This is a genomic window from Pseudomonas sp. BIGb0558, assembly GCF_024807515.1.
Classification (GTDB): Bacteria; Pseudomonadota; Gammaproteobacteria; order Pseudomonadales; family Pseudomonadaceae; genus Aquipseudomonas; species Aquipseudomonas yamanorum_A.
Window position 1 is genome coordinate 519,031 of the sequence record NZ_JANUEW010000002.1, and the last position, 12,689, is coordinate 531,719.

General features: G+C 61.6%; 14 protein-coding genes. 9 read left to right on the forward strand and 5 right to left on the reverse strand.

Translation table 11 applies throughout. The annotated features are described in order from the left end of the window. Positions 1–217: 217 nt before the first annotated feature. Positions 218–607 carry a type III secretion system chaperone gene (locus M2400_RS05630; RefSeq protein WP_259195165.1) on the reverse strand — a complete coding sequence of 130 codons (390 nt, stop codon included), beginning with the start codon at positions 605–607 and terminating at the stop codon, positions 218–220. Positions 608–908: 301 nt separating this feature from the next. Between M2400_RS05630 and M2400_RS05635 the strand changes: the two genes are divergently transcribed. Continuing rightward, positions 909–2,027, forward strand: coding sequence for a hypothetical protein (locus tag M2400_RS05635; protein WP_259195164.1), 1,119 nt, complete (start codon positions 909–911; stop codon positions 2,025–2,027). Between the two features lie 69 nt (positions 2,028–2,096). Here M2400_RS05635 and M2400_RS05640 read toward each other — a convergent pair whose 3' ends face one another. After that, positions 2,097–2,942, reverse strand: a complete 846-nt coding sequence (locus M2400_RS05640; protein WP_259195163.1) for a LysR family transcriptional regulator — start codon at positions 2,940–2,942, stop codon at positions 2,097–2,099. A gap of 106 nt (positions 2,943–3,048) precedes the next feature. Here M2400_RS05640 and M2400_RS05645 point away from each other — a divergent pair, with 106 nt between their 5' ends. The 7 genes from M2400_RS05645 (at position 3,049) to M2400_RS05675 (ending at position 9,203) form a co-directional block, all read left to right on the forward strand. After that, positions 3,049–3,510, forward strand: a complete 462-nt coding sequence (locus M2400_RS05645; protein WP_177116164.1) for a nucleoside deaminase — start codon at positions 3,049–3,051, stop codon at positions 3,508–3,510. Further along, positions 3,497–4,696, forward strand: a complete 1,200-nt coding sequence (locus M2400_RS05650) for a CynX/NimT family MFS transporter (RefSeq protein ID WP_177042282.1) — start codon at positions 3,497–3,499, stop codon at positions 4,694–4,696. Before M2400_RS05645 ends, M2400_RS05650 begins: the two co-directional genes overlap by 14 nt. Positions 4,697–4,770: 74 nt before the next feature. Continuing rightward, positions 4,771–5,703, forward strand: a complete 933-nt coding sequence (locus M2400_RS05655; RefSeq protein WP_177042284.1) for a LysR family transcriptional regulator — start codon at positions 4,771–4,773, stop codon at positions 5,701–5,703. A gap of 128 nt (positions 5,704–5,831) precedes the next feature. Then, positions 5,832–7,004: an L-dopachrome tautomerase-related protein gene (locus M2400_RS05660; RefSeq protein WP_310503511.1), complete on the forward strand. Its 1,173-nt coding sequence runs from the start codon at positions 5,832–5,834 to the stop codon at positions 7,002–7,004. A 12-nt stretch (positions 7,005–7,016) separates the two neighbouring features. Then, positions 7,017–7,898, forward strand: a complete 882-nt coding sequence (locus M2400_RS05665; protein WP_259195162.1) for a LysR family transcriptional regulator — start codon at positions 7,017–7,019, stop codon at positions 7,896–7,898. A 14-nt stretch (positions 7,899–7,912) separates the two neighbouring features. Then, a complete protein-coding gene (locus M2400_RS05670) occupies positions 7,913–8,770 on the forward strand; it encodes a glycine betaine ABC transporter substrate-binding protein (RefSeq protein ID WP_259195161.1) in 858 nt (285 codons plus the stop codon). 121 nt (positions 8,771–8,891) lie between these two features. Continuing rightward, positions 8,892–9,203 carry a putative quinol monooxygenase gene (locus tag M2400_RS05675; RefSeq protein WP_177042292.1) on the forward strand — a complete coding sequence of 104 codons (312 nt, stop codon included), beginning with the start codon at positions 8,892–8,894 and terminating at the stop codon, positions 9,201–9,203. A 38-nt stretch (positions 9,204–9,241) separates the two neighbouring features. Here M2400_RS05675 and M2400_RS05680 read toward each other — a convergent pair whose 3' ends face one another. Further along, a complete protein-coding gene (locus M2400_RS05680) occupies positions 9,242–10,321 on the reverse strand; it encodes a fatty acid desaturase (protein ID WP_177042294.1) in 1,080 nt (359 codons plus the stop codon). 101 nt (positions 10,322–10,422) lie between these two features. On the opposite strand from M2400_RS05680, the gene M2400_RS05685 reads away from it, so the two are divergent. Further along, positions 10,423–11,427 carry an AraC family transcriptional regulator gene (locus tag M2400_RS05685; protein ID WP_177042296.1) on the forward strand — a complete coding sequence of 335 codons (1,005 nt, stop codon included), beginning with the start codon at positions 10,423–10,425 and terminating at the stop codon, positions 11,425–11,427. 147 nt (positions 11,428–11,574) lie between these two features. Here the strand turns inward: M2400_RS05685 and M2400_RS05690 are convergent, their stop codons facing one another. Further along, on the reverse strand, positions 11,575–11,940 hold the full coding sequence (locus M2400_RS05690; protein WP_003218132.1) for a response regulator: 366 nt from the start codon (positions 11,938–11,940) through the stop codon (positions 11,575–11,577). A 38-nt stretch (positions 11,941–11,978) separates the two neighbouring features. Next, positions 11,979–12,665, reverse strand: coding sequence for a Crp/Fnr family transcriptional regulator (locus M2400_RS05695; RefSeq protein WP_259195160.1), 687 nt, complete (start codon positions 12,663–12,665; stop codon positions 11,979–11,981). Positions 12,666–12,689 lie beyond the last annotated feature (24 nt).

Here is a 12,689-nt window from a genome sequence, read left to right on the forward strand (position 1 = left end):
GCAAAAAAACCGACGGGCCTGCCTTGGCGGCCGTCGAGGGGTGAATCATCGGCGGCAGACGCTTATCTCTTAAAGTAATCTTTAAAGTTATAGATAGATCTAAATTGAATAACCGAAACATCCGGATACGCCGAGGCCACGTCCTGCGCGGCCTGGCGCCGAGGGGGAAAATCTCAATGCTTTTCAGGCATAAGAAATATTCTCTAAAGGCATCGGTTCAGAGACAGCACTTACGCAATTGATCGCGCAGTTCAACAGCCACCTTCGTGAATCCCGACACCCAGTCACAGAAAATCACTTCGTCCAAGGCCTTCATCGACATCTGGGAACACAACCTGAGCAAACCGGCTTCATCCAAGGCTAACCAACACCCAGCACTGCGTCCCTGTTGAAAATTCATCTCAAGCATTCGTCGGCATCCCAACGGACTCAAGTCAGACAGGCCCATCGTGCAATGCAACGTCACACTTGCCGCATTCTTCGGCATTTCGATGATTACCGCTTCCTGTTGCCGAGCGTCGGCCAAAGCGCACACACCGTCCTGCAATGAAAAATTGCCACCAAACCTTTTGCTCAACGCCGCCATTAGCAAATTGCTAGCTTCCACCGTCATTCTCCCTTGAGTTGTACGGCACAAAGAGTGGTTAGACGGCGACTCAGAGTTCCATGCAAAGCGTAGGAAACTCTCCGCAGCAGCCGTACGGCGTTTGGAACTGCGCTCAGCAACCGTACCACTGAGCTAAACCAATCTGAGAAAAGGTAACCGCATGTTCATCCATCAATCCGTCCCTTCCATGCCCCCACTCGTTGGCGTGGAACCTCCTCAGCTAAACCAGCTTCGCCAGCACACGGCTCCACCTGTGTCGCGCAGCGAGTCCTTGATCGAAAGGGGCGCGCGTGGAGCAGATTTGACTGCCCTCCAGCAGGTTCCTCTGCCTGCTCTCCCCAAAACGACTGCCCAGCCTCAGCACACGGGCTTTGTCGACCCAGCCACTCGTTCCGCCGCAAACGGCCAAACACGACAACTGGCGTTGCAACAGACCATGAGTGCCAGGGACCTGCTCTATAACCCAGGCGAGGCGCTACGCACCGAACTGGGATTGGCCGCAGGCCGCGCGCACGACATGATCAGCGGCCTCGGTGATCTGCAGGACCCTCTGGGTGGGCACTTGTTCGGAGCAGAAGGGCTCATGCCAGGCCAGAACGCGCAGGCATTGCTCGACACCTTGAAACGCATGCATAACGACATACCTCCGGGCCGCAGCAACGCGACGGCGAAAGACCGATCGATATTGATCGCGCTCATGGGGGATATCGGCGCGATTCTGAGTGATTCCACTACGGGTGTTGAGCGTACAAAAGACCAGGACAAGCAGCTCAAGGAATTGATTCCAAAGCTACTGAACCTTGCGACGTCACCAGAGACGATCATGGCGCCCACTGCGGCATTGGGAGGCTCTGGCACCATAGGCCCGGCCAAGAAACAGGAAAGAATCAAGCCACCCAATGAGCAGCCTCCCCGCACAGGTATTCATAATCTGGGAAAAGAGGCGGATGACCAGTTAGGTATTGCGCAATCAGGACGGCTGCTCCCCAGCCGATGGGATGTGTCGCAGCTGAAAACCGAGCGAGTCCTCCAGACGACAGAGCCTTTGGTAGCCCATATGTCAGGTACCCAGGCGGAAACCCTGGCCGTCTGGGACATGCTTCGTGGAGAAAAAACACCCTACACGGGGGTAATGGAAAACCTCAGGGCACAACCACAGCAGGCAAACGACCCCATGGCCCATTTGCCTGACGACGAACGGAACGCCCGATACGCGCGTGCGGCCGGCACTGCCGCGTTCCTGATCAGCAATGGCTACCATAGTGCGGTGGAAGTTCTGGGCGGAACACTGGCTTACACAGGCCAGGATGGACAATCTGTGGTCGGCCCTGGACAAGACGCTGCGCATCTCTTCGGGCAAGGTGCCGCGACGGAACTCGTCAGCGAACTGATGAGTAAACAGAGGTCTCCTCGCACTTAAGCCGTGGCACCATGACCGGGCACGTTCATCGCCCCGGCCATGGTGCCTGTTTGATCCAGCCCATCGCTCTCACCTGCCTGCGCATAACTTTACGATTTGCCGTTGTAACGTCTGCCCTGCGGCTCCCAGGCCTCCCCGCACATACAACGCCAGACGCACCCCCTGCACCACGGGCAAACCACTGTCCGTCCCGAGCACGATATGCCCCGCCTGCACCACTCGCCGTGGCAACAGGCTGATGCCCAACCCCGCCCCCACGGCCGAACACACACTCGCCAGGCTCGCGCTTGAATAGCCGATGCGCCAGCGCCAGCCACCCACTTCCAGGTGCTGCAGCATTTCATTACGGTAAAGGCCGCCTACGGGAAATGCCACCAAGGGCAGCGGGTCACGGCCCAGGGACGGCGTACTCAGGCTGTCCACCCAGCACAGCGGCTCCGGCCAGGACGCCACGCAGTCATCGCTGTCGCCCATCTGCTTGACCAACAAAATATCGAACTCACCACCACGATACTGACGCTGCAATTCAGGGCCCAGCCCGCTGGTGACTTCCAGCCGCACTCGCGGATACGCCACAACAAACGCCGACAGCAGCGGCATCAGGCGCTCCGCGGCAAAATCCTCCGGCACACCCAGGCGCAATACACCGTCGCTCTGCTGGTTGATCAGCACGTCGGCGGCCTCTTCGTGCAGCGCCAGGATGCGTCGCGCATAGGCCAGCAACCGTTCGCCTTCTACGGTGGCCACCACGCGGCGCTGATCACGGTCGAGCACCTGGCTGCCCAGCGCGTCTTCGAGGCGGCGGATCTGTTGGCTGACCGTGGACTGGGTCAAATGCAGGCGCTCGGCGGCGCGGGTGAAATTGCCGCAATCAACCACGGCGACAAAACTGCGCAACAAGACGGGATCGAACATGGGCCTCACCATTCTATTTGCCACTGATTGGCATGGTTATATTTAATTTCAGAATACCCCTGCGGCTGCCCATACTTCACGCCTCATTGCGTACGAGGGGGTTTCCATGACTGACGATCAGCAACATCTGCATCACGCCGTGCAACTGGCCCAGGCCAACGTCGCCGCCGGTGGCCGTCCGTTTGGTGCCGTGCTGGTGCGCGACGGCGAGGTGCTGGTGGAAGCGGTCAATGAAATCCACTTGAGCCAAGACCCCACCGCCCACGCCGAGATGCTCGCCATCCGCGCCGCCAGCCAACAACTCGGCCCGCGCCTGGAAGGCTGCGTGATCTACGCCAGCGGCCAGCCCTGCCCGATGTGCCTGAGTGCGATGTACCTGTGCGGCGTGTCCCGCGTGGTCTTCGCCGCCAGCAACGAAGTAGCGGCGCCGTTTGGCCTGTCCACAGCGGCGATCTACCAGCAATTGGCGCTGCCGCTGGCGGAGCAAAAATTGCCCGTACAGCACCTGCCGCAGGCAGCGATGCAGACCCTTTACGCGCAATGGCAGGCCCTGCATGACGCTGAATAATTCGTTCGCCGGCAAACTCGCCGGCTGGGGCTTGCTGGTGGTGCTGGGGCTGAACCTGCGGCCCATCCTCAGTTCCATCAGCCCGTTGCTGGGGGAAATCCGCCTGGCCACCGGCCTGAGTTTCCAGAGCAGCGCGCTGCTCACCAGCCTGCCGGTGATCTGCATGGGCCTGGTGGCGTTGGTGGGTGTGCGCCTGGAGGCCAAGCTGGGGGAGCGCCGCGGGATCGCCCTGGGCCTGATGATGATTCTGCTGGCGTGCCTGGCGCGCTGGCTGTTTGGCCAGGCGCCGGCGCTGCTGGCCACCGCGTTGTTCGGCGGCGCGGGTGTGGCGCTGATCCAGGCATTGGTGCCGGCGATGATCAAGCGCCAGTTTCACCAGCGCGTGCCACTGGCGATGGGGGTGTACTCGGCGTCGCTGATGGGCGGCGGTGGCTTGGCGGCGCTCCTCAGCCCGCTGGTGGCCGGGCATTTCCAGCACTGGCAGGCGGGGCTCGGGATATGGTTGCTGCCGGCGCTGGGAGCGTTGTTGCTATGGGCCTGGCTGCCATTGGGCGCGGCGAAAAACCCGCAGGTGACAGCGCCATTCCAAGGCCTGCGCAACCGTCGCGCATGGCTGCTGGCGCTGTATTTCGGTTTGGTGAATTGCGGCTACATGAGCATGGTCGCGTGGTTGCCGGCCTACTATCAGCAGTTGGGTTGGGACGTGCTGCCCAGTGGCTCGCTGCTGGCGTTCATGACGATCTTCCAGGTAATCGCCGCACTGTTGATGCCCGCATTGGCGCAACGCGGCATTGATCGTCGACCGCTGCTGAGCATCAGCCTGCTGGCCCAGACCGTGGGCTATATCGGCCTGCTGACGGCGCCGCTGCAATTCCCGCACCTGTGGGTGGCGCTGATCGGCTTCGGCCTGGGGGCGTGTTTTGCCCTGAGCCTGCTGCTGACCCTGGATCACCGCCGCGACCCTCGGGAAGCCGGTCAACTGGCAGCGTTCGTTCAGGGCGTGGGCTTTTTGATCAACGCTATCTCGCCGTGGCTGACCGGCTGGCTGCGGGAGCTGACCGGCAGTTTCGTCAGCGCCTGGATGGTGCTGACGGTGACGGTGGTGGCGATGCTGATACTCACCCGGGTGTTCAGCCCGGCCACCTACCGCACCGGCTCTATGAATATGCAATTTGAGTCTAGATAAAACAATAAAGCTTCTTTGGCGGAATAAGCGAGACGATTAGAATCCCGGTTTCCTTCAGGACGCCGGAAAACTCCATGGACCTTCGCCAACTGCGCTACTTCATCGCTCTGAACGAGTACCGCAGTTTTGTGCGCGCCGCCGATGCCATGGGCATTACCCAGCCGGCGTTCAGCCGCAGTATCCAGAGCCTGGAACAGGAGTTCGGCTGTGTGCTGGTGGACCGCGCCCACAAAGACCTGCGCCCCACCCCCGAGGGCCAGGTGGTGTTGCAACATGCCCTGTCGCTGGTTCAGGGGGCGGCCCGGCTGAGCCACGAAGTTACCCGCATGACCAAGCTCGACGCCGGCGAATTGCGCTTTGGCTGCGATGCCGTGGCGGCAGTGAACCTGGTGCCCGAGGCGATCGCGCGGTTTGTCGGCGCCCATCCCCGAGTACGCAGCGGTTTGCAGGTGGATAACTGGGAAAAACTCGGGCGTAGCTTGAGCCGCGAGGAGATCGAATTCTTCATCGCCGATGTGCGCCACTTCGAGGCCGATCCGAACTTCCAGACCCAGGCCCTGACACCCCGGCGCAATGTATTTTTCTGCCGCGCCGGGCACCCGCTACTGGCCAAGGACAGCCTCTCAACCAACGATTTGTTTGACTACCCGCTGGCCACACCGCTGATCGCTCCCGGGGTACGCAAGCTGCTGGCCAACCTGAGCGGGCGTATCGACTTTTCTCCCGCAATCGAGCTGGAGCAGTTTGCGGCGCTGGCAGCCATCGTGCGCCAGTCCAATGCGATCGGCCTGGGCGCCGAGGATGCGTTTGCCGAAGACGTTGCCCGTGGCGCACTGACGGTGCTGCACTGGCGCAATGTGCCTCACAGCCTCGACAGTTTGAACAACCGCTGCGGGATCATCAGCCGTACCGGGTTTCGCTTGTCGCCGGCGGCGAAGGCGATGATCGAAACCCTGGTCACCGTGGACAGCCCCTCTGCTGAAGCAAGCTTGCTCGCCCGCAGCTAAAAAACCGGGCGTACGCGGCAACCCATTCTCTTGATTTCAATGAAACTGTTATCGGCAATCAGCGGGTTTTTTCGTCTGCCGGGAACCGACACCATTGGCTCCAGAACAGAAAAACCCGGAGCCCCGCCATGTACTTGAAATACCCACTCAGCTGGACTGCCCTTGCCTTGGCAGTGGCCCTCACCGGCACTGCCGCCCAGGCTTCCATGCCGGCGAACCTGCCCGCCGATCAGAGCGTTGGCGCCATCGAGCAGGTGCACGCCTTCCACGATGCCATGCCCACCGGCGTGAGCGTTACCGAGACCGGACGCATCTTTGTCAACTTTCCTCGCTGGGGCGACGAGGTGCCGTTTACCGTCGCAGAACTGCGCGATGGCAACGTCGTACCCTACCCTGACCAGGCGATAAACCAGGCCAACCCCAAAGACCCGGCCAAGGGATTTATCAGCGTACAAAGCGTGGTGGCCGACGGGCGTGGGCACCTCTGGATACTGGACACCGCAGCGCCTGGCTTCTCGTCTCCACAGCCGGGGGGTGCCAAGCTCGTCGCGGTTGATCTCGCCACCAACAAAGTGGTCAAGACCCTCGTATTCCCGAAAAACGTCATGCTGCCCGGCACCTACGTCAACGACATGCGCTTTGATTTTCGCGTAGGTGACCAAGGCGTGATCTATATCACCGACTCCTCCCTTACCGGCCCGGGCGCGATCATCGTCATGGACATCGCCAGTGGCACGGCCATACGCCGGCTCAGTGGTGCACCCTCGACCTCGGTCGACCCGAACTTCGTGCCCACGGTCGAAGGCCAGGTCCTGAAAGTGCGGGATGCCAAAGGCGGTACCCAACCGTTTGCCGTGGCTTCGGACGGCATCGCCCTGTCGGCGGATGGGCAGACCTTGTACTTCTGCCCGCTGTCGAGCCGGCACCTGTATTCCATCCCCACGGCACTGCTGCGAGACGCGACAGTCAGCGAAGCGCGCCTCGAGATGGCGGTCAAAGACCTCGGGGAAAAAGGCGCCTCGGACGGGCTTGAAGCCGACGCCTCGGGGGCCGTCTATGCCGGCGACTACGAAAACAACAGCGTGCGCAAACGGCTGGCGAACGGGCAATGGCAGACCATCGTCCATGATCCTCGTGTGCTCTGGCCCGACACACTGTCAATCGGTCCTGACGGCTACCTGTACTTCATCGCCAATCAGTTGCACCGCCAAGGCATCTTTCACGCAGGCAAAGACTTGCGCCAGAAACCCTACAGCCTGCTGCGAGTGAAGATCGATGCCGCACCGGCGCCCACCCACTAGCGGCGCACAAGCATGAATATCGATGCGTTGAACCTTTTCATGCGATCAACAGAACTGGGCAATATCACCGCAGCCGGCAGGGAGCTGGGACTCGCGCCCTCGGTGGCCAGCCACAAACTGGCGAAGCTTGAAGAATACCTGGGCATGCGCCTGCTGCATCGCACCACCCGCCAGGTCAGCCTGACCGAAGACGGCGCGCTGTTTCTGCCCCATGCAATCCGGGTGCTGGCAGCCGTGGACGAGGCCTATCTGGTCGCGGTGAAAGGCAAGGACGTGGCCAAGCGGGTGTTAAGAGTATCCGCCCCCGGGTCCTTCGCGCGGATGTGCCTGATGCCGGCCATTACCCGGTTCCTGCACGCCAACCCGAAGCTGAAGATCGACCTGATACTGTCGGATCAAATGCAGGACCTGACCGAGATCGGGATTGATGTGGCAATCCGCATCGCCGCCTTGAAGGACTCATCCCTGGTGGCGCGCAAGCTCGGCTGCGACCGGCGCATCCTGTGTGCGGCACCCGCCTACCTCCAGGCGCATGGCGAACCGACTTCACCGGCGGAGCTGGTCAACCATTCCTGCATCCTGCTGGGCGACGAGGACCATTGGCGTTTCGTGGGCGCCCAGCCACACGAAGTCACGGCAATCAGTGGTTCGCTCAGAGTCAATTGCGGCGAAAGCGCGCGGCTTGCCGCCGAGGGTGGGCTCGGCATCGTCTCTGTTTCACAGTGGAACGTCAGGGCCTCACTGGAAAGCGGCGCGTTGGTGGAAATCATGCCGGTGTGTGTGTTGGAGCAAACCCGGGATATCTGGGCGATCTACCCCAGCGCGCGGTTGATCTCCTCCAAGGCTCGGGCGTTCGTCGAGTTCATGATCGCCGAGTTCCAGGGCGATTTTTAGCATAGGAAAAAATCATGACGGTGACTCACCAAACTGCAGGCAAAACAAATCTCGCGAGCGGCCCACGCGTCGTTCGACTAGGGGTAACGGACCTGTCTTTCCATCGGGTTACCGCTGCGGTAGTAGCGCAGGTGTTGCAACGCATGGGCCTGACCGTCGAGCGCCACTATGCCCTGCACGAGGAAAACTTCGAGCAGTTGCGCAAAGGCTCGGTCGACATGCTGGTCTCCGCCTGGATTCCGTTCAGCCACGGGCTGTACAAGCAAGCGGTGGAGGCAGTGACGCCCACTCGCGAACTGGGCCTGCACTACCAGCCTTATGCCTTGTGGGGAGTGCCGGACTATGTCAGCGAACAGGACGTGGAATCCATCGAGGACCTGCTCAAGCCCGACGTCCGGGCCCGGATGAACCCGCTGATCCAGGGGATCGGCCCGGGTGCAGGCATTACCCGTTTCTCGCTGAAAATCATGGACGAATACGGGTTGAACAACGCCGGATATCAGTTCCGCACGGGCAGCCAGGACGATTGTATTAAGGCGTTCGAGGCGCTGTATCAGCAGCGGCGCTGGGGCATCGTGCCGCTGTGGCACCCTCAGTTCCTGCACCACCGTTATCGAATTCGCGACCTGAAAGACCCCAAGGGATTACTCGGCAGTGTCGACAGAGCGGTGCTGCTGGCCCGCGAGGATCGCTTGGTGTTACTCACGGCTGCCGAAATCCAGGTGCTGGACAATATTCGCCTCTCCAACCTCATCGTTGCCGAACTCGATGATGCGCTCAACCGTGGAGGGCAAGCCGCGGATGACGCCGCGAGCGACTGGCTGGCAAGGCATCCCGACACCTTGCGCACCTGGCTCGCCCCGCTGGCCTGACTGGGCAACGAGGCCTTTTACGAATTCTGAATTCGCGGCGGGCTGGCTACAAGGGCCCGCTCACTGAGGCTAGTTTGGCGATGCAGATGTTCTGCAATCTCCCCAAACCGAGGATTCCAACATGCTCTACCTGGTTTTCAGCGGCACCATCAAAGAAGGCAAACAGGCCGAGTTCTATCGTGATGTAGCGGCCGTCTCACAGAAACTCACCCATCAGCACGACAAGGCCGTGGTCTATCAATGGCATAAGGATGAAGAGAACCCCAACCGGTTCTTTCTCAACGAACAGTGGGAAAGCGTCACCGACCTGCACGCGCATTTCGAAACGCTCTACAAAGCCTTCGGCCCGGCGAAACCCACCGAGCGCCTGCCGGCGAAAATCCTCGCGTACCTCGATGAAGCACAGGTGAACTTCTACCAGGCCATTCAGTAAACCGTACCCGGTCACCCCAGGGTGACCGGGACGCTTGCTCAGCGCGCGGTCGTTTCCACCGGGTTGAGTTCGCTCAGCCGTCCCTCCTGGCGCGCAAACCGGTTAGCCCGGGCAAAGGTGCCGAAATCATTGAAGCGCACGCCCATCTCAGCCATCACCTTGTGCGCCGTTTTCACCGTCATCTGGCGAATGTAGAACGGCTCCTTCACCACAAAATGATGAATCCCGTGGGTGCTGCCGAAGTTGAAGCAGAACGCCTGCAACGGCCACAGCCACCAAGGGTTGAGCACCTGGGTTTGCTGGATCACATTGCCCGGTTCGATGTCGCCGTAGTAGTGCATGTTGGAGCTGACAAAGTGCAGGCAGAAGGTGCGCAGCACATTGGGGCCGATGATCACCACGGCGGCGATGTCGATGACGTGCATCACCGCCAGGGTGTTGGCCGACCAGTCGATCGGCGCGCCCAGCAGGCTGGCGATGCCATTGGCCGCATGGAAGCCGAGGAACACATACCACGCGCCCCAATGCAGCAACGCCAGCGGTGCGTAGACCAGCGTCGTACGCTTGAGAATGCCCAGCTTGTGCTTCCAGGACGGCGCCCGCAGCACCCGGATCAACGCCGACATGATGTTGTCGCCGACCATTAGCAACCGCGCGATTCCCCACGGCTCACCGTTGGTGATTGCCCGCTCCTCGATGTCGGTTTCGCTGCCGGACACCTTGTGGTGATTGAGGTGCAGATGGCGCCGCACCCAGGGGTTGATGGTGCTCGGCCGCGCCAGCCACACCAGGCCCATCATCAGGTTGTGGGGCAGGCGTTGCTTGCGAAAGTACATGCTGTGGATCAGGTCGTGTTCCAGCTCGTGGGTCAGTGACGCGAGGAACGCGTTGAGCAACAGGCACACCCACCACGCCATGTGCCCGGTGATATACAGCGCCGCCGAACCCAGCATGCCCACCAGGGCAAAGGCCAGGATGCCCGCGCCCAGCGCGTCCTGGTGCAGCAGCCAGGGGTGGCGCTCACGCAATAACAGACCCTCGGCCAGCACCACTTCACGAATGTGCGCTGAACGCTGTTGCGCGTTCATCTGCCGGGGACTTGCAGAAGTACCGTCCATGCTTCCATCCTCTGTCTTATTGATGCGTACATCCTGCCCTATGCGATCTGGCGGGACGCTAGCCCCACACGCCAACCTGTTGACCGCAAGCGCCAATCAACATGACTGAACCGACCTCCCTCGCCAGCTGGACCCGCGCCCTGCGCAAGCAGTTGGACGCCCTGGACCTCGACAGCGCCGCACTGTGCGCCAAGGCGGGGCTCGACCCGCAGTTGATGGACGATCCCAACGCGCGCTATCCGTTGTCGGCCACCACACGCCTGTGGGAACTGGCGGTGCAGGCCAGCGGCGACCCGGCGATTGGCTTGCGGGTGTCGCGGTTTGTCAGCCCCACCACCTTTCATGCCCTGGGTTATGCGCTGGTGGCCAGCGGCAGCCTGCGGGAAGTGTTCGAGCGGATCGTGCGCTATCACCAGGTGGTCAGCGATGCCCTGAGCCTGGAGCTTAGCCGGGAGGGCGAACGTTACCGCTTTCGCCTGCAACAGCCCGCCGGCACGCCCGCGCCGGCGTTTGAGGCAATTGATGCATTCGCGGCGATCTACGTGCGCACCTGTCGCAATCGCCTGGGCCGCGAATATGCGCCGCTGGCGGTGTACCTGCGGCGGCCCGAGCCGGCCGACCCCAAGCCGTGGCACACGGTGTTTCGCGCGCCGGTATTTTTTGCCGCCGAGGAAGACCGCCTGGAATTCGCCGCCCGGGACTTCGACAGCCACCTGGACGATGCCAACCCGGAGTTGGCCGAACACAATGAAACCGTGCTCAAACGCACGCTGGCGCAACTGCGGCCGCTGACCTGGGAGCGCAAGGTGCGTTCGGCCATTGAAGCGCAACTGCCCGACGGTGAGCCGAGCGCCGAGCGGATTGCCCAGGCGTTGCATTTGAGTTTGCGCAGCTTGCAGCGGCACCTGGCAGACGAAGGCTGCCGGTTTGATGCGCTGCTGAATGAGTGCCGGGAGAACCTCGCGCTCCTGCATCTGCGGGATCCCGAGTGTTCGTTGGCGGAGATCAGTCATTTGCTGGGGTTTGCCGATACCAGCAGTTTTAACCGGGCGTTCAAGCGCTGGACAGGGATGACGCCGGGGCAGTTTCGCGATGGTTTAAGGTAGTTGGAGATGCGGTGGCTGTTAGGGCCTCATCGCGGGCAAGCCCGGCTCCCACAGTTGACCGAGTTGGCTTGGGCAACAGTGTTCAAATGTGGGAGCCGGGCTTGCCCGCGATAGCGATGGTTCAGCCACCACAAATACCAGAGGCAGTCAGCGCCCCCGATCCCGCCGCAACACCTTCTTCACCCGCGCCACCAGCGCCCGGGCTTCAAACGGCTTGAGCAAATAATCATCCTCATGCAATTCCAGCCCGCGCAGCCGATCCTCAATCCCGTCGGGCGTGGTCAGGAACAGCATCGGCGTCTCGCCTTTCAACCGAATCGCCTGTTGCAGCTTCCAGGCATTCAACCCCGGCAGCATCACATCCAGGATCACCAGGTCGTATTCAGTGCTTTCCACAAAGCGCAGGGCCGCCATGCCATTGGCCGCCACCTCCACCGTGTAGCTGGCCTCCTCAAGACTGCGGCCCATCGCCTCGGCCGCCTCTGACTCGTGTTCCACTAGCAGGACGCGCATAACACACCTCGAATAATCGTGAGCGCAGGCTACCACCCTCAGGCGTGCGCCGCCTCGCGCAAACGCTGCGGGTCAAGGATTTCGATCTCGCCATAGCCCAGGCGCACGATGCCCTGGCCTTGCAGCTCCTTGAGCAAGGCGTTGGTGGTCTGGCGCGACAGGCTCAGCATCGCGGCCAAGTCTTCCTGGGGCAGTTGCAACACCTGTCGCGCCTGTTCGATGTCGCCGTAGCCTTCGGCGATCATCAGCAAGCGGTGCGCCACCCGCACCGACGCCGGCATCAGGCTCAGTTGCTCGATGTTGATAAAGGTCAGGCGCAGCTTCTGGCTCATCAACAGGGCCATATCGCGCCAGTAACACGGAGCGTCTTCGAGGATTTTCAGCAGGGCCGGCTGCGGCACTTGCAACAGCGTGCAAGGCCCGACGGCGCAGGCGTCGTGGGTGCGTGGCAAGCCGTCGAACAGGGAGATCTCGCCGAACCAGTACGGCAACTCTGCCAGGCTCAACACCGCTTCCTTGCCATGCTCGTTCACCGCGCTGATGCGCAGGGAGCCTTCCAGCACCGCGTACAACCCGCACGGCGGGTCGCCGCGCTTGAACAGGTACTGCCCCGCCGTCAGCTGCCGCAGCCGGGCGCTGGCCAGCAAGCTATTCTGTAAGTCAGCAGGCAGATGGCTGTACCAGTGACCGGTGGCCAGCCGTGGGTGCCATTTCTCTGCATCCATGAGAACTCCGAAGATTGTCGGCCA

What these genes read in the sequence shown, in the direction of transcription:
- M2400_RS05660 (WP_310503511.1), top strand. Translation starts at nt 5,832, where the DNA reads ATGTACTTGAAATACCCACTCAGCTGGACTGCCCTTGCCTTGGCAGTG.
- M2400_RS05680 (WP_177042294.1), bottom strand. Translation starts at nt 10,321, where the DNA reads ATGGACGGTACTTCTGCAAGTCCCCGGCAGATGAACGCGCAACAGCGT.
- M2400_RS05665 (WP_259195162.1), top strand. Translation starts at nt 7,017, where the DNA reads ATGAATATCGATGCGTTGAACCTTTTCATGCGATCAACAGAACTGGGC.
- M2400_RS05690 (WP_003218132.1), bottom strand. Translation starts at nt 11,940, where the DNA reads ATGCGCGTCCTGCTAGTGGAACACGAGTCAGAGGCGGCCGAGGCGATG.
- M2400_RS05675 (WP_177042292.1), top strand. Translation starts at nt 8,892, where the DNA reads ATGCTCTACCTGGTTTTCAGCGGCACCATCAAAGAAGGCAAACAGGCC.
- M2400_RS05685 (WP_177042296.1), top strand. Translation starts at nt 10,423, where the DNA reads ATGACTGAACCGACCTCCCTCGCCAGCTGGACCCGCGCCCTGCGCAAG.
- M2400_RS05655 (WP_177042284.1), top strand. Translation starts at nt 4,771, where the DNA reads ATGGACCTTCGCCAACTGCGCTACTTCATCGCTCTGAACGAGTACCGC.
- M2400_RS05670 (WP_259195161.1), top strand. Translation starts at nt 7,913, where the DNA reads ATGACGGTGACTCACCAAACTGCAGGCAAAACAAATCTCGCGAGCGGC.
- M2400_RS05640 (WP_259195163.1), bottom strand. Translation starts at nt 2,942, where the DNA reads ATGTTCGATCCCGTCTTGTTGCGCAGTTTTGTCGCCGTGGTTGATTGC.
- M2400_RS05650 (WP_177042282.1), top strand. Translation starts at nt 3,497, where the DNA reads ATGACGCTGAATAATTCGTTCGCCGGCAAACTCGCCGGCTGGGGCTTG.
- M2400_RS05645 (WP_177116164.1), top strand. Translation starts at nt 3,049, where the DNA reads ATGACTGACGATCAGCAACATCTGCATCACGCCGTGCAACTGGCCCAG.
- M2400_RS05695 (WP_259195160.1), bottom strand. Translation starts at nt 12,665, where the DNA reads ATGGATGCAGAGAAATGGCACCCACGGCTGGCCACCGGTCACTGGTAC.